Origin of the sequence: Streptomyces sp. R28 (assembly GCF_041052385.1) — a bacterium.
GTDB lineage: Bacteria > Actinomycetota > Actinomycetes > Streptomycetales > Streptomycetaceae > Streptomyces.
Genome location: NZ_CP163439.1, coordinates 3,127,710 through 3,150,004, shown reverse-complemented (window position 1 = coordinate 3,150,004; position 22,295 = coordinate 3,127,710). Strand labels below are relative to the sequence as shown.

General features: G+C 66.0%; 16 protein-coding genes. 9 read left to right on the top strand and 7 right to left on the bottom strand.

Translation table 11 applies throughout. From position 1 onward, the window contains the following. Positions 1–290: 290 nt before the first annotated feature. The 5 genes from AB5J49_RS13845 to AB5J49_RS13825 are packed head-to-tail and all read left to right on the top strand — an operon-like array spanning position 291 to position 5,257. Positions 291–1,067, top strand: coding sequence for a class I SAM-dependent methyltransferase (locus AB5J49_RS13845; RefSeq protein WP_369168931.1), 777 nt, complete (start codon positions 291–293; stop codon positions 1,065–1,067). Beyond that, on the top strand, positions 1,064–1,651 hold the full coding sequence (locus AB5J49_RS13840; RefSeq protein ID WP_369168930.1) for a hypothetical protein: 588 nt from the start codon (positions 1,064–1,066) through the stop codon (positions 1,649–1,651). Before AB5J49_RS13845 ends, AB5J49_RS13840 begins: the two co-directional genes overlap by 4 nt. Beyond that, a complete protein-coding gene (locus tag AB5J49_RS13835; RefSeq protein WP_369168929.1) occupies positions 1,597–3,714 on the top strand; it encodes an SUMF1/EgtB/PvdO family nonheme iron enzyme in 2,118 nt (705 codons plus the stop codon). The genes AB5J49_RS13840 and AB5J49_RS13835 overlap by 55 nt, the downstream gene beginning before the upstream one ends. After that, on the top strand, positions 3,711–3,977 hold the full coding sequence (locus tag AB5J49_RS13830) for a hypothetical protein (protein WP_369168928.1): 267 nt from the start codon (positions 3,711–3,713) through the stop codon (positions 3,975–3,977). Before AB5J49_RS13835 ends, AB5J49_RS13830 begins: the two co-directional genes overlap by 4 nt. Continuing rightward, entirely contained in the window at positions 3,974–5,257 is a 1,284-nt protein-coding gene (locus tag AB5J49_RS13825; RefSeq protein ID WP_369168927.1) for a hypothetical protein, read from the top strand. The genes AB5J49_RS13830 and AB5J49_RS13825 overlap by 4 nt, the downstream gene beginning before the upstream one ends. A gap of 92 nt (positions 5,258–5,349) precedes the next feature. Here the strand turns inward: AB5J49_RS13825 and AB5J49_RS13820 are convergent, their stop codons facing one another. The 5 genes from AB5J49_RS13820 to AB5J49_RS13800 form a co-directional block, all read right to left on the bottom strand. Further along, on the bottom strand, positions 5,350–6,936 hold the full coding sequence (locus tag AB5J49_RS13820) for a protein kinase (RefSeq protein ID WP_369168926.1): 1,587 nt from the start codon (positions 6,934–6,936) through the stop codon (positions 5,350–5,352). A gap of 70 nt (positions 6,937–7,006) precedes the next feature. After that, complete coding sequence (locus tag AB5J49_RS13815) at positions 7,007–10,150, bottom strand: type I restriction endonuclease subunit R (protein WP_369168925.1); 3,144 nt, start codon at positions 10,148–10,150, stop codon at positions 7,007–7,009. Next, positions 10,147–11,358 (bottom strand): restriction endonuclease subunit S, encoded by a 1,212-nt coding sequence (locus AB5J49_RS13810; protein ID WP_369168924.1) that lies wholly within the window; start codon positions 11,356–11,358, stop codon positions 10,147–10,149. Before AB5J49_RS13810 ends, AB5J49_RS13815 begins: the two co-directional genes overlap by 4 nt. Then, complete coding sequence (locus AB5J49_RS13805; protein WP_369168923.1) at positions 11,355–13,301, bottom strand: N-6 DNA methylase; 1,947 nt, start codon at positions 13,299–13,301, stop codon at positions 11,355–11,357. Before AB5J49_RS13805 ends, AB5J49_RS13810 begins: the two co-directional genes overlap by 4 nt. A gap of 23 nt (positions 13,302–13,324) precedes the next feature. Then, positions 13,325–15,100: an N-6 DNA methylase gene (locus tag AB5J49_RS13800; protein ID WP_369168922.1), complete on the bottom strand. Its 1,776-nt coding sequence runs from the start codon at positions 15,098–15,100 to the stop codon at positions 13,325–13,327. A 742-nt stretch (positions 15,101–15,842) separates the two neighbouring features. Between AB5J49_RS13800 and AB5J49_RS13795 the strand changes: the two genes are divergently transcribed. Continuing rightward, on the top strand, positions 15,843–17,507 hold the full coding sequence (locus tag AB5J49_RS13795) for a DUF6119 family protein (protein ID WP_369168921.1): 1,665 nt from the start codon (positions 15,843–15,845) through the stop codon (positions 17,505–17,507). Positions 17,508–17,555: 48 nt separating this feature from the next. Here the strand turns inward: AB5J49_RS13795 and AB5J49_RS13790 are convergent, their stop codons facing one another. Next, entirely contained in the window at positions 17,556–18,893 is a 1,338-nt protein-coding gene (locus tag AB5J49_RS13790; RefSeq protein ID WP_369168920.1) for a hypothetical protein, read from the bottom strand. Positions 18,894–18,920: 27 nt separating this feature from the next. After that, positions 18,921–19,370, bottom strand: a complete 450-nt coding sequence (locus AB5J49_RS13785) for a hypothetical protein (RefSeq protein ID WP_369175126.1) — start codon at positions 19,368–19,370, stop codon at positions 18,921–18,923. 63 nt (positions 19,371–19,433) lie between these two features. On the opposite strand from AB5J49_RS13785, the gene AB5J49_RS13780 reads away from it, so the two are divergent. The 3 genes from AB5J49_RS13780 (at position 19,434) to AB5J49_RS13770 (ending at position 22,264) form a co-directional block, all read left to right on the top strand. Continuing rightward, positions 19,434–19,730, top strand: a complete 297-nt coding sequence (locus AB5J49_RS13780; protein WP_369168919.1) for a hypothetical protein — start codon at positions 19,434–19,436, stop codon at positions 19,728–19,730. 550 nt (positions 19,731–20,280) lie between these two features. After that, on the top strand, positions 20,281–20,670 hold the full coding sequence (locus AB5J49_RS13775) for a DUF6415 family natural product biosynthesis protein (protein ID WP_369168918.1): 390 nt from the start codon (positions 20,281–20,283) through the stop codon (positions 20,668–20,670). A gap of 403 nt (positions 20,671–21,073) precedes the next feature. After that, the gene (locus AB5J49_RS13770) at positions 21,074–22,264 is read left to right on the top strand and encodes an amidase domain-containing protein (protein WP_369168917.1); all 1,191 of its coding nucleotides are present in this window, start codon (positions 21,074–21,076) and stop codon (positions 22,262–22,264) included. The last annotated feature ends 31 nt before the right edge of the window (positions 22,265–22,295 follow it).

Here is a 22,295-nt window from a genome sequence, read left to right as displayed (position 1 = left end):
CTGGTTGTCACCGTCACCGGTGGCCGAAAAGCGTGTACCGGCCTGGGATCACATCCGGGTTGAGACGAGAGCCACCGCACCGGTGCGCGAAGAACCGATCAGCAGGACAAGAGGCGCGGCCTGCCTCCCAGTCGAGGACATCGCCGTCCCCCTCTGTCGCAGGTTCCGTGATGCGAATACCCGCCGTCCTCCGCAATCACCGTCCAGTTACAGCCTGTTGTAGATCAAGTACCCGCGATAAACCTGTCCTCTGCCCTGTACGGCACAACCGGCGGCACACGAGGGGGATCGTGGAAGGGCGCGACGTGCGTGGGCACTACGAGGGGTTGGCAGCCGAGTACGACGAGCACTGGGTCTACGGTCCGGACTACGTTCCCTGGATGTCCAGCCGGATCGCGGATGCTCTGCGGCTCGGCTCTATGGACCGTATCGCTGACATCGGCTCCGGTACGGGTCTGTTCGCCAGGGAAGTGGCCCAGCAGCTCCAGCCTCGCCATCCCATTTTGTGCGTCGATCCTTCCGAGGCGATGCTCGGTCAGCTCGGGACGCCGCCTCCGGTCGGCCTGACACCGGTCGCTGCTTCTGCCGAGGACATCGCGGAAGGACGTACGCGTCTGCCGTACGACCAGCTCGATGCGATGTGGCTGAAGGAGTCGGTGCACCACGTGGCCGATCCGGCGCGCACGCTGCGCGGCCTGGCCGATCGGCTGGCGCCCGGGGGCCGGCTGCTGGTGGTGATGCTCCCGGCCACCATCCAGTACCCGCTGTTCGAGGCGGCCCTCGCGCGCTTCGAGGAGCTGCAGCCGGACCCGGCCGTTGTCGAGGGTCACCTGCGAGCTGCTGGGCTGGAGGCCGGTCTCAGTCATGTCGAGCATGAGCTGCGCATCGACCGGGACAAGTACTTCGGCATGGTGCGTGCCCGCTACATGTCCCTGCTCTCCACGTTCAGCGACAGCGAGATCGAGAAGGGGATCGAGGAGATGCGGGTCGCTCATCCGGAGCCTGTGCTGGTGTTTCCGGACCGGTTCGCGTTCGTCCTCGGCCGGCGAGGTGAGGAGTCGGCGTGAGCACCATGGTCGATGAACGGCTGCGGCGCCTGCGGAGTGAACTCGATGACCACTCGCGGATCGCCGATCGGCTGGGGCTTGATCTGGAGCGGCCGTTACGGTCCCTCAATGACGGCTATCCCGAGAACGCGGTGGCCCTGGTCGGGAAGCTGACCGAGAAGCTGCTCAAGGAGCTGTGGCGCCATCACGGCGTCGAGGGTGACCCTTCGACGAAGGCCCTGAACGACCTGGTCAAGCGCTGCCGTCCGTACATCCGCAGCAGCACGGTTCTGGATGCGCTCGACGACATTCGGCGGCTGCGCAACCGGTCCACGCACGACGGGTACGACATCAGTGACGAGGACGGGCTGCTGGCGGTCCGCAGGCTCGTCGACGTGCTGGTCTGGTTCACCGACACCGGGAGTGCGGCCCTGCTCGGCGGTGAGCCCGACGTGGCGCCCGAGGTGGCGCGCCGCTGCGACTTCCTCGCCGGGCTGTACGTCACCCTCGGCTACCGGCAGGCCAACGGTTCGTCCTCAGCCCGGACACCGTGTACCAGCTGTTCTGCCGCGAGTCGGGGATGCGGCTGGAGTACGTGGAGCTGATGCTCTCCCGCGACGCCGACGACCTGAGTACCGTGCTCGCGGCCAGCGGTGGGGAGCTGTTGCGCACCCGGCTGCCCAAGCTCACCCGGTTCGTCGTCCTGGACGACGACGGCGGTACGGCACCCGGCGCCCTGCATTCCATGCTGGGTGTGGACTTCCGGATCGTGCGCTACGACGGCTTCGTCGACACCATCGTCAATCTCGACACCCACCTCGCCGATCTCACCTCCCCCGCCCAGGAGGAACCGCGGGCCGCTGTCCCTGCGGCGGCGCTGACCATCGACCCGCGCACCGGCGAGTCGACGATGGAGCAGTCCGGCGACGCGGGGGAGCTCCTGACGCGCCTGGCACGCGGCAGTGCGAACGTCCTGGTCACCGGTCGTCCGGGGAGCGGCAAGAGCACACTCCTGCGCTCGCTGGCTGCCAACCCGGAGATCCGCCGCTTCCGCTTCTACTTCGACCTCGGTCTCAAACCGAAGGACGAACCGTTCTCCGAGTACGCGGCCCGCCTCCTTGCGCCGGCCATGGCATCGGACCGCTCGCGCGCGTACGAACTCTTCCTCTACCTCATCCGTTCCGGGACCGCGCTGTGCGTGCTTGATGCCGTCGACGAGGGCGTCGATGAACCCAGCGCTGCTGGTTTCCTGCGGCTCTTCACCGATCTCGCGGCCGTGCTGTCCGCCGAATCGGCGGTGGTCATCAGCTCACGGGTCTCCTTCCTCGCGGACTCGCCCCAGGTACGTCAGCTGCTGGACAGCGGCGCGGGCCGCTCCGAGCAACTGGTCGAGCAGATGTACGCCAACGGCGTCGACCCGTCCCGGGTACCGCACTTCCACGTCGTACGCCTGGCCGAACCCGAGGCAACCCCCCTGGAGAAGCGCCTCACCACGGCGCTGAACCTTCCCACGGGAAGGCCCCTCGCGGACATCCTGGGCGCTCATATCTCGCGGACGCTGGCCGAGCGTGGGCAGCCCGACCTGGAGCCTCGACTGCCCGCCGCGTTCGGATACGCCTTCCTCACCGACCGCACCGTGTTCTCCCTCGTCGACGTCCACCGGCAGCTGGGGGCCAACGCCTTCAAGGACGGACGCCTCGATCTCGACGCCTGTGTCCTCGCTCCGCTGCTGCGGCCCGCCGGGCCCGATCACGTCGCCTTCGTGCACACGGCATACCAGGAACTAATGGCCGCCAGATTTCTGGCCGAGCCGGCGAACCGGAACCTGGTAGCCGATCTTCCCGGCGGGGCCTTCCTCACCGAGCAGGTGCGCGCATTCCTCGCCGGCATACCCGGCAGTCCGGAGACGGACGACGGCGTGCTGCCGGCCGGGGCGTACCTGGTCGGTCCGGCCGAACGGCTGCTGATCCGCCGCGTCGAGCGCCCCGTGCGCTTCGACCGCCATGCCGTGACCGTTGCCCGCTACCGCCGCTTCCTCGACGCCCTCGACGCGGACGGCACCTCACCGTGGGACCACCCCGACCAGCCCGGCTACGTCACACACCGCCCCTGGACCGACCGGCTGCGGCGCCCCGACTACTACGAGAACCCCCGCTACGACGCCCACCCTGCCATCTTCGTCAGCTGGTGGAGCGCCTACGCGTTCGCCGCGTTCGAGGGCAAACGCCTGCCGACTTCCCTGGAGTGGGAGGCCGCCGCGCGAGGCACTGATGGACGTCTTTTCCCTTGGGGCGACACACCGGACGGCACCCGTATCAACTGCGCCGACACATGGGTCGGCCGGCCTGTCGTGACGTATCAGGCGTGGTACCGGGACTTCGCGGGCGACGCCGTCCGGCGGGCCGGGGCGACACCCGTCGACGAACGGCCCGGCAACCGCTCCCCGTTCGGTGTCCTCGACATGGTGGGCAACTGCTGGGAATGGACCTCCACCAGCCTGGACGACGCCGACGAGGCCGTCATCTGCGGCGGCAGCTACGACAACCCGATGCGTGCGGTGCAGACCAGCAGCAAGGGCATCTACCGCAAGCGCGGCGGAAGCAACGCGGTCGGCTTCCGATGCGTGCAGGACATCCACACGTCCGGGGCAGAGGAGGCGACGGCATGAGCGGTGGCGGACCGCGCCACGGAACCATTGTCGACAGGCGTCCGAGCGGCGGAGGACTGAGCGGTGCGCTCGGCACCTACGTCGTCCAGGACGACGAGGACGAGCGGTACTACAGCTTCGACTACCGCCAGATCGTGACCGAGGGCTTCCGCACCATCCGCACAGGCGAACACGTCCGCTTCCACATCAACGCCGAAAGCCCCGACCGGGCGGAGTTCGTCATCCGCCTCAACCAGCCCGACCCAGCCGAGTACTACCGATGACCACCTACGGGGTTCCGCTGCTTGAGGAGGTCACAGGGGCACGCCAGGAGCTGACCGTCGTCCTGCCTGTGCGGCTCAAACGCCTCCCCGACTGGCCCGAAGGTCCCTTCCCGTTCGAGCTGGGCAGCCGCCGCACCGACGCTCAGACCCGGTCCACCTACTTCGCCCCCGCCTCCGCCCGTGCGCTGTACGGGGCGCCGGGACGGCCCTGTCGCTGGTACCTGCCGCTGGACGTCAAGAACGACGGGCTGCACCTGCTGGGCATGGAACTTCTCCGGGCGGCCACCGCCCGCAATCCCGAACACGCCCTTGTCGTCCTGCACTTGAGCGTGGAAAGACCGCTGTTGCCCATACTGCGGGCCCTGGCCGGGCGGCGGCCGAACTCCGCCGACGATCCCCTCACCGGGCCCTTCGACCCGGCCGGGCTCCTCGCCGGCATCGCCGACGTCCGCGACCCCGACCAGCCGTTCGCCATAGCGAGGCCCTACACCATCGCCTTCATAACCCCCACGGAGCGGCACACCCCTGCCCTCCGCACCGGCGGCGAAGCGGCGCTGCCCGCCACCGCGGACCACTGGCTGTGGCAGCTGGCCTCGCGCTCCACACCGGAGGACTTCCCCTTGCCCCCGGAGACCGCCGCCGAACAGCTCAAGGACGCCGTAAGGATCTCTGCGGACTGGAGCGCCCTGGTGCTACGTCAAGGGGCCGCCTTCCTCGGCCACCGGCCCGACACCGGGGCCGGCGACTTCTTCGAGTTCGGCGCGCTGCACTCGCGTACCGTCTATCTCGACGCCCTGCTCCTCGGCTCGCTCCAGCGCGATCACATCGACGAGCTCACCGACGAACTCTCCGAAGTGTTCAACTCCTCACGGCTCGCCCGCCGCGTCGCCACGCTGGAGCGGAACATCGCCGTTTTCCGAAGCACCTACTGGCGCCAGCACCTCACCGCACACGGAGCGGCGAACGATCTGCTGCTCGCCTTCCAGAACCAACACCGGCTGCCCGCACGTTTCGCCGAAATCCTGGCTGAAGCAGCCGACTACAGCAGGCTCGTACAGACCCAGGAGAGCCAGCAGATCAGCGGCGCCTTGGGCGTACTCACCATTCTCGGCCTGCCACTCGGAACCGCCCTCAGCATCCTGCAGGTTCTCGATGACAACTCCACGGCGCACCTGCTCATCGCGCTCGCCCTGTCGGTCGCCGCCACCGCCGCAGCCCTCACCACACGGTACGGGCGCCTGGTCCTGTCATCCCTGCGGGGCGGGGGCAGAAAGGCGTAGGACGCTGCGACCGTCGGCCGCATCGACAGCACGTCACCGTCCTACGGGCAGGAGCATCCCGCGTCCCGCTGCCGACCGCCCCATCGTGTGGATCAGATGGCGGATCTGAGCCGGGCGATCTGCTTGTCAAGGTTCCGTACCTGAATCGAGTCGGCTCCATAAGCGTCGACCAGGAGGATACGGACGGCTTCGAGTTCCACGAGCGACTCCCCCAGGTAGCCGGACGCCGCCAGCATCTGGGCGATGACGAAGCGAGATTCGCGGATCTGGTCCGCTGTGTCGTCGTCAGCCGAGGGGTGGGCGTTCTGCACGAAAAAGCGCAGCTGCGGAAGCGCCATGTCCGGTTTCCCGATCTCGGCGTACGCGTGGCCTGCGTGGTAGGCGCAGTCTAGGACGATGGGGTCGCTCGGCTGCAGGTGTTTGCGGTAGTCGCGGCCGACGACGTCGAAGAGGCTGGCGGCGTGGGTGTATTCGCCGGCGTAGAACTGTGCGGCGGCCAGGAAGTGGCGCAGGCGCAGCTCCAGGTAGGGGTCATGTGCAGCGCGGGTGACGCCCGCTTCGAGGAGGCGGATCGCTTGAGACGGTTGGTCGCTGTCCAGAAGCGCCTGCACATTCGCCTGCAGGGCTGCCGCTTCGGCGTCCGTCAACCGGGCCTGGTGTGTGTCCTGCTCCCGTGGCCTGGTCGCGGCCAGGAGAGGCCGACGGAACGGGCGGGTCGGGTCGCGACTGTCGTCGCCAGTTGTAGGTGCTCCGGTCGATGCACCTGCGTGAGGAAGGAGCGCCTCATATACGGCCTCTGCCTGAGGCCGCTTATCCGGGTCCTTTGCCAGCATTGACGTCACGAGGCTGTCGAGTGCCGTCGGAATATCGGCGCGGCGCATCAGTATCGATGGGGCGGGTGTCTTCAGGTGGTGGGCGCGCAGCGGCATGGCGGAAGTCGCGAAGAACGGCACGTCCCCCGTGAGCAGTTCGCACAGGAGGCAGCCGAGGGAGTAGATGTCTGACGCGGCGGTCACCGGCTGGCCGAGGCATTGCTCGGGCGACATGTACGGCGGAGTGCCGACGGTCTTGTCGACCTGAGTCAACCGCGGCAGGGCACCTGCGCCGCGAAGGATCGCGATGCCGAAGTCGAGGACCTTCACCAGACCGCCGTCGATGACAATCATGTTGGCTGGCTTGATGTCGCGGTGGACGATGTCGACTTGGTGCACGCCGACCAGGACTGCGGCGATTTGCGCGGCGATGGACGCGGCCCATGCCACGCTTGGTGGCGCAGCGGTGTAGTCCCTGCGGTTGAGGAGGGTTTCCAGGGTCGACCCGCGCAGCAGCTGCATGACCAGCCACAACTGTGTGCTGCCATCGTCGCCGGTTTCGACGCCCGTGTCGTAGACCGCGGGGATGCCCGGGTGTTCCAGCTGGGCGGTGGTGCGGATCTCCCGCAGGAAACGCTTGCGGTCTCGCTCGATCTGGTCGAGGAGATCCGCGGCCTCCGGACTGTCCGGCGTGTCCGGAACCGACCCTGATGGCGGCCGCAGGAGTTTGATCGCGATGCTTCGGTCCAGACGCTCGTCATAGCCGTGGAAGACCTCGCTCATGCCACCGCGTCCGAGCACACCGTCCACGCGGTAGCGCCCCGCGAGGAGCCGTCTCCCAGGGGACTGTGCCGTCTCGTCCTTCACCTTCCACCACCCTCGCCCAGTGCTACTAACACATGATCTATGCGGCTGCGGACCGTGCTGCCTCGGTTGCTCATCGCTGTATCGCTTGATCGCCGGTTTCTCGACGCATTTCGGCTCGCAGCCGCGCGAGCGCCTCGTCCCGCGCGGGCTCGGTGATGATCCGGTACGCGCGCTTTCGGGCCGCCTCCTTGATTGCTTTCCGGAATTCGTTGTTGTCGAAATACAGCTTCATGAAGTCGGTGTTGCGCTCCGCATTCTCCGCGACGATGTCGTCGAGCCGGTCGTCGGCAACCTGGCCGAATCGGTTCTCGTCGTTCATGAGCGCAATCTGCTGCATTCCCGTGTCCTCTACCAGCCCAACGACCTGCTGGTAGACAAGGATCTGGTCGGATGTGCCCAGGCCCAGTCCGAACCGCTCGTTCAGCTCCTCGATCACCTCCGACAGCGGCTTGACTTCAGGCTCTCGGTAACCCCCTCCGTCCGCTGCGTGGCCGCGTACGTCGCGGTCCCCTACGGGGGACAGCGAGACGTTGTGACGCCCGGTGTATTCGAGACGGAAGTGGCTCAGGTCAGCGTCGCCTATGTCGACCGACGTTGACGGTCGGCCCGGGAGCCGGAGCAGCAGGATGCGGCCGTACTGGTACAGGCGCTCCAGGTCGCGGTCGCCCCAGTCGACGATTTGCGCGATGAGGCTATAGGCGCGTACATAGTCTCGCAGCGCGGTGCGGAAGCCCTCCTGCTCGTCGGTCGCCAGATCTGCGAAGCGATCGAGCGCGGGCTTGAGGTACTCGTGCAGCTGGGCATGGAGCCTGCGTTCGGCTGCGTCCGTCATCCGGTCGGGTCCGGCTACAGCCAGAACTCGGATGAACGCCTCCATTTCGGAGGCGACCAGCAGCTCGTACGTCATCACCTCGCGCTGCTTGGTGTACAGCAGGTTCGGGTCGGTCGGCTCACTGATGGTGGCCTCGAACCAGTCCGCGAAGGCCTCCTTTATCTCGGTCGCCGTGTTGACGAAGTCTAGGACGTGTACGTCCTCCTGGGCCTTGAGAGGGTGGATGCGGTTGAGCCGGGACAGCGTCTGCACCGCCGCGACACCAGGGAGCGGCTTGTCAACGTACATTGCGCACAGCAGGGGCTGATCGAACCCCGTCTGGTACTTCTCCGCGACCACAAGAAGCCGGTACTCCTCCTGGTTGCGAGCGACGGCCTGCGGATCGTCCGCCTTGGTATAGGCGAAGCGCTCCGGTAGCCGGGCTTCGGGGAAGCCATTGAGCTGAGCCTCGGTGAACTCCAACCCGGTGGATTCGTCTTTGAGCGGCCCCGAGAACGCGACGAGCGTGCCGCAGTCTGTGTACCCGCGCAGCTCAACGTAGGAGCGGATCGCCTGGTAGAGGCCTAGCGCGTGTGGCCGGTCGGGCGTGACGACCATGGCCTTGGCTCGGCCGCCGAGCCGCCCGGCGATGTTCTCCCGGAAGTCGTCGACGATCAGCTTCGCCTTTTGCTCCAGGGACTTGGGGTGCTGCTCGGCGTAGCGGACCAGCTCGCGCTTTGCCTTGGACGAGTCCACCTCTGGATTGGCGACGTCCGACTCTGCCTTCTGTACCGCCTCGTTCCGCAATCGCCACTTGGTGTCGTAGGTGATGTAGTTCGCGAGGACATCGAGGATGAAGCCCTCCTCGATCGCTTGCCGCATCGAGTAGATATGGAAGGGCACGTACATGCCCTTCTCGCCGGTGCGTGGATGAACCCGGTCCGGATCGAAGGCGCCGAACAGCTTCAGCGTTGGGGACTTCGGCGTGGCGGTGAACGCGAAGTACGACAGGTTCGGTTGCCTGCCGCGCACCCGCGTCATGTACTCGACCTCGTCCTCGTCCTCCTCGCGGGGGGCCGCGTTCTCGCCGAGGGCCTTCTTGAGCTTGATCGCAGACTCCCCACCCTGCGAGGAATGCGCCTCGTCGATGACCACCGCGTAGCGCTTGCCCTGAAGGCCCATGTCGGCGATCTTCCCCAGCACATATGGGTACATCTGCAGTGTGCTGATGACGATCTTCGACGTGGCGTCGTCGAGGGCCGAGGCCAACTGAGTGGAGTCTTGATCGATCTTCTTGACGACACCGGGAGTGTGGTCGAACTGGAAGATAGTCCGCTGCAGTTGGCGGTCGAGTACGACCCGATCTGTGATCACGATGATCTTGTGGAACACGGGCTGGTTGGCGGCGTCGTAAAGGTTCGACAGACGGTGCGCGAGCCAGGCGATCGTGTTCGACTTGCCCGAGCCCGCCGAGTGCTGGATGAGGTAGTTGTGTCCAGCACCGTGATCCCGGGCGTGGGCGATCATCTTTTGGACCGCGTCCCACTGGTGGTAGCGGGGGAAGATGCGCGGAGAGGTGTTCGGGTTTGCCCGCACACCCTTCTTGTCCGGCAACTGGATGTGCAGGAAGCGGTGCAGGATCTCCAGCCAGTTGTCACGCTGCCAGATCTGCTCCCAGAGGTAGGCGACAGCGACGCCTCCGTCCGGCGCCGGCGGGTTCCCCGCCCCGCCTGACACCCCCGGCCCGTTTGAGCCGATGTTGAATGGCAGGAACTGAGTCTCTGCGCCCCGTAGCCGCGTGGTGATGAAGGCCCGGTCCGGGTCGACCGCGAAGTGGACCAGTGTCCTCTTGGCGAAGAACACCTCGTTCGGGTCCCGGCGGCGGTACTGCGCGATGGCATGGTCGGCGTTCTGGCCGGTGTTGGGGTTCTTCAGCTCGGCGCTCGCCACGGGCAGTCCGTTCACGAAGAACGCCAGGTCCAGCGAATGGCTCGGACGCCGCACGCTGTAGTGCAACTGCCGTACCACGGTAAGGATATTCGCGTCGTACTCGGCCAGGGCGTCGGCAGCCAGGGTGTGACCGGGTCGGAAGTACGCAAGGTCGATCTGTACGCCACGATCGCGTACGCCCTGGCGCAGCACATCCAGGACTCCCCGCGCGTCGATCTCGGCGGCCACGCGTTGGGTGAACTGCCCTTTTGCGGCGGTCCGGTCGTCCCCGTAGAAGCCGACGAGCCGGTTCCAGTTCTCAGCCTGCGTTGCGTCGATGAACCGGTACATCTCGTCTGCATCGATGGCGAGTTCGGCATCGAACGTTCCCCGCGCCTGGCACCAGCCGCGTGCGAGTAGCTCAGCCTCGACCCGGTTCTCGAAGGCAGTCTCGGTGTGGGATCCCGCGCTCATGAGGAGACACCTCCTGCGGACGGAAGCTGGGGGCGTGCGGTCGTCACGTCGATTTGGCCCGTGACGGCTGCTGTGATCAGGGCCTGACGGCGCTCGGCCAAGCGTTCGTTGAAGCGGGTGACTCTTTCGCGGAGTGGGCGAATGCTAACTACCGATTCCCCGATCTCATGCTGTACGGCGATATCCACTCGGGGTACTGGAATATTCCCAAAGAGATCCCAACTGCGGAAGTCCACTGCACGTTCCCTCGTGCTCGAGGCGAACAATCCAAGATATCCTTCGACGGCCAATACGCGAAGAAGACGACCGTAGAAAGCAGGGTTTCCACCGTCAAGTGGGGTGCACACATGATAGACGGGGCTACAGTTTCCGACAGCTTCGGAATCTCCGATAGCTCCGGCGAAACCGTCTAGTCCATGGATGACGATGTCGCCAACTTTCACACCCTGGCCCTGGGGTTCAGTGCTAGTTGCGAGTGTGTAGCCTTCATTGCGCCTCGCGTTGCGAGTCGTAACCTGTCCGTCTCGGAATGCGGTGATGACCTCGTCGGTGGCCATGGTTGCCCGGTTGAGCTTAACCAGCAACCTCCGGATCGGAGAAATATTAGTTCCGCCTGTAATTGCGAGCCTGCTTCCTCCAATGATTCCGAGAATTTGACTACTGACCCGCTCATCTAGGAGCGAGATTACGCGTGACTGATCGCTGATCAGTTGATCGATCCTGGTGGTCTCAACGTCGAGGAAATCGGCGATGCGGCGCTGCTCGTTCAGAGAGGGGAAGGGAACTTCGATGTCCAGGAGATCTTCAGAGTTGATACGCGGCGTGCGCACTGATCCGTTTTCAGTGTTGCCGATCCCTCGGAGGCGAGACACCATCTCTCCAACGAACCATGCGGAGCGGAACAAGTGGTGTAGGTAGCCAGCATCGACATCTGGCCCTGGCCGGAGGACCAGATAGTCAGGGCTAACAATTCCGCGTTGAGAGCTGATCCCGATTGCGCCTTGAAACGCGCGCATGCGGTTTAGGACAATGTCGCCTGTTTCGCATAGCTTGTAGTTACTTAGGTCTTCTGCGCGAGGGAGATCATCGGTTAGTGAGTCGCGTCGCACCACTCCGTGATGGATCGAAACCGCCATCAGTGGAGGCTGATCTTTCCCGGCTCTCTGATCAATTACTCGACACTGAAATTTAATGCGCTTGTGACTCACTTCGTCACCTCCCCTAGAAGCTTCTGGATCTGTGCCTCCAGTTCGCGCAGTTCTGCGTCAATCTCCGCCAGCGGACGCGGCGGGGTGTACACGTAGAAGTGCCGTGTGAAGGGGATCTCGTAACCGACCTTGGTCTTGTCGTAATCGATCCAGGCGTCCGGGACGTGCGGGATGACCTCGCGGGTGAAATAGGTATCGATATCCTCGTCGAGCGGGACGTTCTCGTAGTCGCGCAAGTCTGGGTCAGGTAGGACGTTGCCCTTCTTGTCCTGCTGAACCTCGCCCTCGGGGTCGGATACCGAGACCGCACCCCACACGCCCTTCTGTAGAGCTGCCGCACTTGGCCACAAGGCCCCCGCTCCTGCGACGGCCGCGTGCATCGCGTCGGTGGCCTCCTGCTTCGTCCACCAGACCGAGCCGAGCAGCTCCCTGAGTGCTGCGGTGAATGCCTTGCGGCCGTCCCACTTGGCCAGGGCTTTCGAGTTTTCGAGTGCGGCGAGAGTGTCCTCTGTGATCTCGAAGTGGAGTTTGAGTGGGCGCTCGACGGTGATGCGGTGATAGCCGAAGTCGCGGTTGCTGAAGATCTTCACCTTGGCGTGGTCCGTGTGTCCGGGGTTTTCCGCGACCCTGATGGCGTCGACGTACAGCTCGGTGATGTGCTTGATCTGTCCGTCCGTGATCTTCTTGCGCTTGTCTCCCAGGGACTTACGCAACTTTTGCCACTGGTCGCGGGCGTCGAGCAGGATCACCTTGCCACGCAGCTTCTCGGTCTTGCGGTTGGTGAGGATCCAGAAGTATGTGGAAATACCAGTGTTGTAGAAAAGCTGGTCCGGAACGGCGACGATTCCCTCCAGCCAGTCGTTTTCTAGGATCCACTGGCGGATCTTCGACTCGCCGGACTCGGCGGCGCCGGTGAAAAGCGGCGAACCGTTGAAGACGATCGCCAGCCGGGATCCCTTGCCCTCAACAGCCTCCATCTTGGAGATCATGTGCTGCAGGAAGAGGAACGAGCCGTCGTTGATACGCGGCGTCCCCGCGCCGAAGCGGCCGGCGTGGCCGATCTTGGCCTCGTCCTCTACCGCGTCCTTGACCTTCTTCCACTCCACACCGAATGGCGGGTTAGCCAGCATGTAGTCGAACTTCCGGTCCGGATTCCCGTCGTCGCTGAAAGAGTTGCCGAAGTGGATGTGGCCGCGCTGGTTGCGCATGAGCATGTCCGACTGGCAGACCGCCCAGGACTCGGCGTTGATTTCTTGTCCGAAGAGGAAGACCTCGGCATTCGGATTGATCGACTTGATGTGGTCCTCGGCCGCAGTGAGCATGCCACCAGTGCCGCAGGCCGGGTCGAGGATGTTGATGACCTGGCCCTCGGCGGCGATGGTGTCCGCGTCCGGGGCGATCAGCAGATTGACCATCAACTTGATGACTTCGCGCGGGGTGAAGTGCTCACCGGCGGTCTCGTTGGAGTCCTCGGCGAATTTGCGGATCAGGTGCTCGAAGACGTAGCCCATGTCGTGGTTGGTGAGCTTGTCGAGGTCGCGCATCTTGGCGAACCTGCCAACAACCTCATAAAGGAGCTTCGCGCCCGCGAGCCGGGTGATCTCGTTGTCCAGGTCGAAGCGTTCCAGGATTCTCTGGACGTTGGAGGAGAAGCCGTTGATGTAGTCGCGCAGATTCTTCGCGACAGTCTGCGGATCGCCGGCGATGGTTGAGAAGTCCTGCTTGGAGGTGTTGTAGAAGGGCAGCTTCGCTGCGACCTCCAGCATGCGGGTCTTGTTCTGGATGTTGAGGGAGGCATCGCGGTCCCACACCGCCTGACGCGTCGGGGCCATCACCGCGTCGAGGCGGCGCAGCAGCGTGAACGGTAGGATTACCTGTCCGTACTCGTGCCGCTTGTAATCGCCGCGCAGCAGGTCGGCGACCGACCAGATGTCGTTCGCCATCTTGGAATGTGTGGGGCCTGAAGTCACAGCTCTCTCGTCTCGTTGTCGGTCGCAACAGCACCATCAGTGGCCTGCGCCACGGAGAAGCCCGGTGCCAGAACACCCGTGGTCAGTGCGTGGAGGGTTTGGTCGATTACATGCGAGCTCGCCTTCGCGAGTGCCGTGAGCGTGTCCTGCAGTTGTTGCAGGTAGCGGAACGCGTCCCCGTAGCGGCGCTGCTCGGCGAGAGGTAGGCGGGGGATGCGGCAACGGCGCAAATCTTCGCGGTTGAGCGCACCGAGGGTGTTGGCCACTGGCAGAGCTTGAGCGTCGGCCTGCAGAAAGGCCATGACGAAGTGCGGGTCCAACCGGTCGGCGTTGATCTCGACGATCTGGGCCACACCGATCCCGTCCTCAGCGGTGCCAGTTGCCACGACTGGCGGCCGACCGAGCGTGCGCACGAGAAGGGCGCCAGCGCTCGGGGTGGTCTCGCGTGAGCGGATTCTCAGTGCTCCTGTACGTTCCAGTTCGGTGAAGGAGACGTAAGTGTGGCGGACCTGAGCGGCGGGTGCGGCGAAGTTCGGCAATCCCTGTCCGACGTGCCTATAGAGGGCCTGCAGTCGACCGGTGACGCGAGCGAAGTCGTCGGGGGTCGCCTCCACTTGTGCGCTGACGTACCGGGAGGGCAGGAGGCTGACGTCTCCGTCGAGGAGTTCCTGAGACGGCACGGCGCGGGAGAGGGCCGGGCTGTCGCCGCGGACGATGTCTCGCCAGGCGGCGTCTCCATCTGGGACATCGGCAGCATCACTCAGTCCCGACAAGTCGATCATGTCTACGGTATCGGCGGTGGGGGTGCCGTAGGGGCGTCGCAAGACCCAGACGTGGATGCTTGTGTCTGGTGTTGAGCCCATCCCCGTCGGCAGCGCGATCACGCTGCGCAGGGCACCGGAGCGGACCAACGCCGCGCGGATGTCCCGCCCGGACGGCTGGATACCGGTGCGTGGGGACACTGCGATCACGGCCACACCGTGCGGGCGCAGGTGTGCGTAGCAGTGCTGTACCCAGGCTAGTTCGGGGTCGCGGGGAGAGGGGACGCCGAACCTCCAACGCTGATCGCCGGCCAGCTTGGCTGCTGGCCACTGCGGCAGGTCGAAGGGCGGCTCGCAGATGACAGCTGCAGATGCGCCCAAGTAGGTGCTGAGCTGGTTGTTCAGCAAGGAATCGCCGGAGTGGATCTCGTACTGAACGCTCTGGGTGTCGTTCCGCAGGTGTAGCGCGGCTTTCGCCTTCGCGGCAGCCAGCTCGTCGATCTCCTGTCCTACGAGCTTGACGTCGCTGCCGAACCTGTCGGCGACGGCCATCAACAGCGTCGCATCGGCGCAGGCAGGGTCGAGCACAACAGACACGTCCGTATCGTGCGCGTCGGTGTCGTCTGCGTGGTTTGGCGTGGCCTCCGCCGTTGACTGCGGCAGTAGGGACGTCATCACCCTCGCCAGCAACTGGCCAGGTGTGAGGTCGGCAAGACTGTGCTCCGGCTCTCGCGTGTAACTAGGGCCGCCGCCGACGAACTGTGACAGGTCGCTGATGCGCTGAGTCCCGGTCTCCGTGCGGCCGGCGGTTGCCAGTTGGTCGCTCTTGCCGGTGGCCTTCAGCCACTTCTCAACCTCTTCCCGAGAGAACGTCGGACGTTGCGGGGTGCCGCCGACCCGCTTTGGGAAGCCCGGGTAGCGGCGTCGCCAGTTGGAGACGGCAGCACGGCCGACACCGGCCAGCCGCGCGATCTCAGCGGCTGTCAGCTCGTCGTGCTGGTCTGAGGTCATGTTGGTGACCGTATCTGTAGGCCTCTCATTCCAGCAAGTGCGTGTGAACATCGACGTCATCGTACACATCGCCTCTGTGTACATTTGAGCTATGCGGCATGGATGAACACAAGGGTCTTGCGGGGGCTGAGGTATGCCGCTAGCGTCTTTACCGGCGGAGTCGCTGCGTCGACCGGTGACTCCTTCGGATTCCCCACTTCAGGCCGTGCCAGCACCCCCCGAGAGGGGGCTGGGCTACGGGCCTGCAAGCGCTCCTGAACCAACCTGCTCCAAGTCGCAGCGGCTGTCTGTGGAGTGGTCATGTCCATGCCCAGATGGAAGGTCGGGAGGTGCGAGATCGAGATCGCCTAGCTGGAGGAGAAGAGTGCACCATCAGCGCAGAGTTCGCGCCGCCGAGCGGGCCTTACGGCACTGCCGCCCCGGGAAGCGGATCTCCTGTGGCAAGACCTGGTTCGTTGACCGCATCGCCGCCGACCTGGCGCTTGCTGGGATTCGTGCTCACGGCGCGGCGCGGGTCAAGACCCCTGTCCGCTCCTATGACTGTCCACGGTGCCACGGCTGGCACCTCACCTCGGCTCCCGCCCGGCGGGACCATGCGACAGCGCGGAAGATCACACGGCGTCACTGACACGGCGATCGACCGTAGACGCCTGCTGCTCGCGCGCCGCTTACAGACCCGGTATGCCGCGCGCATCGGCTCCACCTCGAACAACCGGAGGAAGAAATCACCCACCCGACCGCCATGGCGACCCTCTACCGCCTCATCGATGTCACTCCCACAGTGGAGGCGATGAGGACGGCGATTGAGGGAGATCGACTTGACCGCTGGGAGGCCCAGCTGCACGACGCCAGTGCCTGGCTGGGTGTGCCCGCGGTCTTCCTCAGGGCTGGAAAGGACTGCGAGGCAACCTGGTGCGCGGTGATGGCGCGCAGTACGGGCATCCGAGTCACGGAGCCCAAGCGTCGGACGGCCGCGCTCCTGCTCCTCGCCGTCGACGGCGAGGTGTACGCCATCGCCCACGATGAGGGCTTCCGCCTGCTACCCGAGGACATCAAGGACCCCCGATTCGGCCTCTCCTTTGCCATCCGGCAGGTCGACCCCCAGCAGGTCCGCGGACTTGTCGCCTACACCCTCGGACAGTCCAGGACCGACATCGCGATCGTGCCCGGAGGCATCCCCGTCCCCTCGCTTGGCGTCCGGGAATATGCCCAGCTCGTGTCTCGCATCGGCGGCTACCTTGACGGTACTGAGCTGACGTACTCCCGGTACGGCCGGGGAAAGGCAACCAGCGCGGAGGGTGGCAGCGGTCTGCGGCTTCGGCTCGGTGTCGAACCCGGAGACCTGATCGCAGACATTCGAGAGATCGGCCGCATCTGCCGCGAGCTCGAGCCTCAGCAGGGACTCGAGTTCGTCGAACATCTTGTACCGGTCCGGGATACGAAGACCCGCGTAGCCCTCGACTCCGCTTTGGATGACGCCCTCGGACGCTTCGACGACGGCGCGATCACGATTGCTGTACCGGCGGACTACATCAGTGCCTATGAGGAGGCCGTGGCCTTCGGGGTGAAGATTGGCACTGGCGGGACGCGGCGGGTGGACGATCTGACCGTTGTCCATCTCCTCGACTGCGTGCGTACGCGTAAGCCCGGCCTCCGCTTGGAGGCACTGCGCGAGGGCAGGGTCTGCCTCTTCCAGCACCACGCGGTCGACCTGGTCGCCACCAAGGCACTGCGTTGGATCGAGGCGCAACTGAGCCTCGGCGAGCGGCGGTTCTGCCTGCTCGACCAGTCCTGGTACGAGATCGGCGCGATCTATCGGTCCGAGGTCAAGGACATCGTTTCTCGGGTGATCAGTCCGGCGCCCTCGATGACCCTGCCCTCGTGGCCACTCGGCGTCGACGAGGAAACGTACAACCAGAAGCTGTCAGAATCTTCAGAGGGGCGAGGCTTCATCAATCTCGACCGCGCCTACGTGAAGAACCCCCTCAAGCGTCGCGATGTCCTGGAGGTCAGCGACCACTTGACCCCCGACGGCACCCTGGTCCTGGTCAAGCCGGCTCACGGCCGATCGGGCCCGCTCAGCCACCTGTTCAACCAGGGACTCGTGACTGTCCAGATGTTGCAGAACTCGGCTGCCGTTCGCGCGGAGTTCGTCAGGGTCGTCCGCGAGAAGAGTGGCGGCAGTCGTTGCCTCCCTGATGACTTCATTCCCCGACGGCTTGTCTTCGCCATCCACCTGAAGCGCGGGACGGAACTGACCCCGGAGACACTCTTCGCCTTCTCCCAGGTCACGCTTGCGCAGACCGTCAAGACCCTGGGGCAGTGGGGCGTCACGGTCGAAGTCATAGGTATCCCTGACGGCGGCTGCAACGCCGTTCACGGCAACGTGGAGAACGCAGCGGCGTAGCGCGACGATACGGACGAACTGAGCCCGGTCGGCCGCGTAGCCCCGCTGTCAGGAGCCGAGGACGTCCATCAGGTGGTCGTCGAGGTCGGCCACCCACTCCTCCCGCCGCCAGGGCCGCAACTCCTGCCGCGCCTTCCGCAGCCGCAGCGCCGGCACTCGGCCACCGGTCGTCGCTGCTGCGGCCACGCACTTGTGCAGCAGATCGGCCGCCGCGCGCGGCTCCCCGAGCCGGATCCGGGCGAGCGCCTGGTCAGTGGTGACGATGGCCCGCTGCACCTGTTCCCTCGGCGCCGACAGCACCTCCGCCGACCGGGCGAAGCGGTCGTGCGCTGCGCAGGAGTCGCCGACGTACAGCTCGCATACGCCCTCGAAGCCGCGGAGGTGACCGGGAGAGAACGACGTGGGCGCCGGGTCGTCGGTGTGGTCGGCCTCGATGTCGTACCAGGCCAGCCCGAGCGCGGCCTGTGTCTGCCGCTCCTGCCCGGACCGCGCGGCGATCTCCGCTTGCAGCGCGTGCGCCCGCGCCCGCACGAGCGAGCTCTCTCCGGAGCGGGCCGCGCGTACGGCTTGGTCGACCAGGTACCGCGCCTCGTCGAGGCCCTGCCTCGAGTACAGGGTGACCAGGGCGTGGCTCATGTGGACGCTGGCCTTCCGCCAGGGCTGCGCCAGTTGTTCCGCCTCGCATGTCGCCTCCGCGTACAGGGCACGAGAAGCGGTGTCGTCGCGGGTCTCGAACGCCAGACGGCCGGACAGCGTCGCCGCCGTTACCGCGACTTCCCGGAGCTGTGGAACGAGCGGATCAGGGACGGGACCGGCGAGCAGGCGCCTGCAGGTCTCGACGGCCGGGGCGAGCAGCAGTTGCAGCCGCACCATGGGCAGGCTGCCGACCTCCGCGTTGACGTTCGCCACCACGGAGGCCAGTCCGGCTATGGCATCCGCCTCGGTCCGCCTCGGGTCCTCAAGAGCTGCGGTGAGTGTGGCCTGGACAGTTGGAGAGAGAAGAACGAGCAGGCCGCCGCCCGCGTCGGTGGCTGTGCGGAGAACGAGGCTGCGCAGCTCCGCCGTTCGCCGCTCACTCTCCCCGAGCAGGCCGAGGGCATCCAGGTACTCGCCGAAGTCGGAGCCCGCGCCGAGGGAGAGTTCGCCGGCGGGCGTGCGCGCGTAGAGGTGGGCGAGGAGCAACTGGTACCGCTCGTCGGGCAGCGTCGGTCTCTTCGGGGACTCCCAGCGGGCAACGGACCGCTGCACGCTCGCCACGGACGGCAGTGGCGGCTGATGCATTTCCCCGGCCAGGGCGATGAGCGCACGGGCGACGTCGGTGAGCGACAGGCCGCGCCGGTGTCGCAGCGCCTTCAGCTGGGCCGCTCCCGCGGCTGCCCCCTCCATAGGGCACATAGTGCAGCAGAATGGCGGCTACACGGGCACGATCAGCCGAGGTTTCCCCTGATCCGCTGTGTAGTTGAGTGTCTGCCACGTCCCGGATGAGGGATCGTCGCCGTGTGGGAAGCCGATCGTCATGTGGCTGCGGTCGACCATCCACCGGTTCCGGGCGTGGTAGGCGGGTGTTTTCAGCTCGGGGGCGCCCAGCTCGACGACTTCCTTGATGCGCTCGCGGGTGCGTGCGATCGCCTGCCGGGCCTCTGCGGGCTGCTGATCGACGGTGCCGGGTGTGACGACGGTGAGGTCAGCTGCGGTGTTTCCCGCGAGCCACAGCAGCGACAGGGTGTCGATTCCCTTCGCGCCCCCGATGTAGAAGTGCGCGTCTTGAGCGAATGGGCCGAGGTAGTCGGCGAAGAGACGCGCGTACTCGTCGAGGCTCCTGTGCCCCGTGCTCCGCGTTCCCGTGATCGCTACCGCCCGCATGATCAACTCCGTGTCATAGGTCGTCATATCCCGCCCGTCGTTCGCCGTTGGGATCGTCTGCGTGTGGACAGCAACGACCTGCAACGGCTCGCCGGTCACCTGGAGAAGTACGGTCTCCAGGTCACCGTCGACGACAGCGTGATGCGGCTGAATGCGACGAACCCGCTGAACAGCCGCCTCACCGAAGAGATTCTCACCAAGGGCGACCAGTACGTCACCGGGTTCGACTATGCGATCGGCGAGCACGGACACGAGCAAGCCGGCGCCGAACGCATCGCCCGCATGCTCGCCGTCGGAACCCCGGCCACGGCGGCCCCCACCGGGCCCGCCAACCGGCTGCCCGCGGAGGCTCGTCGATGATGCCCCCGGACACCGCCCACCATGTCGAGGCACAACCCGGCGCCCTCATCCAGACCAGAGCAGACCGGCATCTGGCGGCCGGTCAATGGCTCCTCTCCGCCGCGGAAGACACGCAGCGGGCCCGGAAGGAATGGGCCGACGACGGGATCGCGCTCCTACGGTGCGGAACTCTCTTCACGGCCGTCCGTCTCGCCGCCGGCCTCGTGTACGCCGCCGCCGACAGCGACGACCTGCGGAACGTCGACGCCTACCTCCGTCAGGCGCTGTTCGGAGGGCCGGTGTTCGCCGACACCCGGTGGGGCCTGTACTACGCCCTCGTACCGGAGGGCACCGACCGCCTCCCGCCTTGGAGTTACCGCAGCGAGGACGCGGAATGCCTCGGCCCGAACGCCTACCTCGGCGTACCCGACCCCACACACACTGACCCGGGCATCGGCTTCTCGTACTGGTGCGTGCCGCCGCACGCCCGAGACACTGTGCAGCCCCGACGAGGTCGCCCAGCTCCTGAAGGACGGGCGGTGCCGGCTTACGGCGACGGAGGCGAACACCGGTGCCTGAGAACACGCTGCTCCCGCTCGACGCGGACACGATCCGGACGGCGTACGACTCCGTGTTGTGGGCGCCCCGGCTGCCGACCGGCGAGGAGCTGGACACCCTGAAGCAGCAGCTCCAGGGGCATGTGCAGCTCCTGTTCCCGGAGGTTCAGGACCTCGCACGCCGCATGCTGGGCGAGATGCGACGGCTGGCGATCCACGTCCTCGTACGGGCGTCCCAGCTCCTCGAGCAATACACCGACGGCTCCCCGGCCTGCGACGCGTTTGACCTCGCCACCATGGCCCGCGCCCTCCTGACGCTGTACCAGCACCCCGGCCCGCTCGGGAGGCCGACCGGCGCGGACGAGATCGCCGAGGAGATCCGTCGACGCCTGTGCGGCACCTGACGGGAACCGATCGCCGACGACGAGCCGTACGAGCGACGCAGGTTCGACAGCGACTCCAGCGACGGCATCCACGGCTACGTGCGCACCGAGCTGTGCGTCGAGCGGCCGTCCCTCCTGGCTCCTGTGCCACCGCAGGGCTTGTGCCCGTGGAGGGCGCGGACAGATTGGCCAGCGTCACCGTCCCGCCGGCTCCTGCACCGAGGGCGACAACAATCACGGTCGCGGAGCGCAGAAACGGATACCTGACCAAGTCAGTCTGCTGGCTCTGGCACAAGCAGCCCCATCCCTGATCAGGAATCAGACATTCCGGGATCTGGAATGCGCCAGTAGGAACGCGATGTTCGAATGGGCCCTCTTGATCTGCGGGCTGACCCGACCAGTCAGCCGTGATCAAGGGGGTTTCATGCGCATTGCGCATCACAGACGTGTCCTCGCCGGAGCCGCGGCCTCAGCCACAGCGGCGATGCTTGTGCTCACCGGCACCCCGGCGGACGCCCAGCCTGCCTCTCCGGCAGCGGCTTCGTCGGCGAACGCCGACCCCACCGCTCTCACCCAGCTGGCCGAAGGCTATCTGCAGCAGCGGGCCGACATGCTGACGACGACTCGTCCGACTGCCAGAGCCGCGGCCGCCCGCGTCCAGGCCACGCGCTCCATGAGCGCGCAGGTGCAGGATGATCTCGCCGCACTGGTGGCGAAGGGCAAGCGTTACAAGGACGTCGACGGCGGCTACACGAAGGCGCAGGTCGATGTGGAGGTGGCCGACACCGCCGTCACCGGCCAGACGGCAACGCTCCAGCTCATCGAGCGCACCCGCCTCTACCTCCCGTTCACGCCGCAGGAGGTCGCGGACGGCGCTCCGGAGTACGAGGAAGTGTCCGTCCCGCACACCGTGAAGTTCACCCAAGGCTCCGACGGTGCCTGGCTGCTGTCGTCCGACACGGCCGACACGAAGGGCGGTCCGACGCCGACCACGCAGGTGTCCGACGTGGACGCCGTTGACGGCGCCGATGACGGGGGCGGTAAGGCGGAAGAGGACGAGGGAAGCAAGGACGCCGCGTCTGGCACCGCTCCGCTTCCCGGCAACAGCGACGACTCCGGCGACAAGCGGGAGGTCAGGGGCTACAGCTACGGCAAGATGGTTGCCTACGCGGACAAGTACTGGGACCACCACAACAGCGCCTGGCGCACGTACGGCACCGACTGCACCAACTTCATCTCCCAGGCGATGCATGCCGGCGGCTGGGGCCCCAAGGGCGGCGCGATCATCCAGCGGCCCAGCAACAAGTACTGGTTCTACGGGCCGACGACGTGGACCACCAGCTACACCTGGGCGGCTGCGGAGAACTGGTACTGGTTCGCGAAGAAGCACTCGAAGCGGACCAAGATCCTCGACAACGTGTGGAAGATGGCCAAGTCGGACGTCCTCCAGGCCGACTGGGGCCGCGACAACAACATCGACCACACGATGATCGTCACGAAGAAGTACCGGGGCACCCCCTACCTCACGTACCACACCAGCGACACCCACAACAAAAGCCTGAAGAAGCTCCTCTCGGACCACCCGCGTGCCTGGTGGTACGCGCACCGCACCTGACAGGCTGCTGATCCCCCTCACAGGAACCACA